Origin of the sequence: Hydrogenophaga sp. OTU3427 (assembly GCF_038440225.1) — a bacterium.
Taxonomy (GTDB): Bacteria; Pseudomonadota; Gammaproteobacteria; order Burkholderiales; family Burkholderiaceae_C; genus Hydrogenophaga.
On record NZ_JASATI010000102.1, the window covers coordinates 1 to 1,445 of the forward strand.

Here is a 1,445-nt window from a genome sequence, read left to right on the forward strand (position 1 = left end):
CGGCAGGAGCTTGCATCGTGGAAGGGATTCATCCATGCGGGAAGACGCTGCGCGACCGGCGTAAATTTCGGTTCGATACCCGGTTTGCAGATCTCAGTCGGTCAGCGCCGCTTATCTCGTGCCCGCTGATAGGCTCGTTCCGGTCATAGGGGCGCAAGTTGGCACAGAGTGTGAGCGGCCGGTCTACGGGCTGGAGCGGTCAGCGACCTTGGCTTCATCGGATACCGGCTGACCTGATAATTGGCCTCGCGGCATCTCTTTGTAGACCGGTCGAATGACCATCTTTTCAGCGCAAACCGGCGATGCATGATGAACTCATAGGACGAACTCAGCTTTGGTCGAACGCCCTGACTGACTGCAAGCAGGCGCTAGAGCTTGCGAATCGGCTTACCGATGCGGCGTCGGCTTCGCCGGTCATTGCCGAGCAAGCCAACTTTGAAGCGTTCTATCAAGCCGAGACTGGTCGGCCCTACGACCGGCTTCATGCGTATTCGGTTGATCGCGATTTGTTTGAGCGGTTTCGCCCAGCACTCCCCACTCCTTCCGAATGCCACCTCGGCGCCTTTCACCTGCACAAGATTGCCGTCGTATATCTGGCCCAGGTGTATTCAACAGGGAACGCAGTTGTCGGCCTCGTAGCGACGAACAAGGGCGACGCTGGCACGGAACTTCGAAAACGGCTTTTGGAACTCGCTTTTCCTGATGAATCAGATCGAGTGGCCTTCGGCGAAACAATGAAGCACGTTCTCCGTCTGCGTGACAAACAAATCGGGCATGCCGACGGTAGCGAATTCTCCGTGCGCCACGCGGCTCAGTCGGTAGTTAGCACGATTGAGCCCGTCCCGTTCGGCTTGCAACAAGACCTCCTCCGATTTCTACCTCTGCTGATCCAGGCAGTTCACACACTGCTTGGCGATCTGCTACATGCAAAGGCTCAGCAAGAGAGCCGGGAACAAACGAAGTAATTAGCATATAGCTACTTGTGCACACCGCCACACCATGGATGCCGGCTGGTATCGGCCAGGAGCAGCCGGACGGATTATCGGCCAAGAGCCGGCATCAAACGTAGGAGTGAGCGGCCTGCGCGGCATTTCGCGCAGATCCGATCGACTGAAGCGTTAGCCCACTTGTGCTGCAAGCGGGCGCAAGAATCTAGTCTCAAATTCTTCGTGCATCGCCGTATCTGGCTGAAGCAGTGACACTACCTTTCCTACAAGCTCCCCCTTGCTATAGGAGAGCCCGTTCCTGGAAATCACGTCGCCAGATATCGTGATCTCTGGCCCCACGCCGAATACCTTATCGACCACAGCGGGCGGGTAGTAGTACTCAATACCGTTTTTCGGCCAAACGATGACATTCTCTTTGGGAATGCCCATCGCCACCAACTGATCTGGCAAGCCCGCAGAGTGAACGGCATCGAGAACGACAAATATTCTGTCTCTGTA

General features: G+C 56.3%; 2 protein-coding genes. One reads left to right on the forward strand and one right to left on the reverse strand.

Annotated elements, in window-relative coordinates:
- Nucleotides 1-302 precede the first annotated feature (302 nt).
- Nucleotides 303-965 carry a hypothetical protein gene (locus AAHB17_RS24425; protein WP_342133661.1) on the forward strand — a complete coding sequence of 221 codons (663 nt, stop codon included), beginning with the start codon at nucleotides 303-305 and terminating at the stop codon, nucleotides 963-965.
- A 153-nt stretch (nucleotides 966-1,118) separates the two neighbouring features.
- Here AAHB17_RS24425 and AAHB17_RS24430 read toward each other — a convergent pair.
- Nucleotides 1,119-1,445: hypothetical protein (locus tag AAHB17_RS24430; RefSeq protein WP_342133662.1), on the reverse strand; the 327-nt coding region annotated here is incomplete at its 5' end.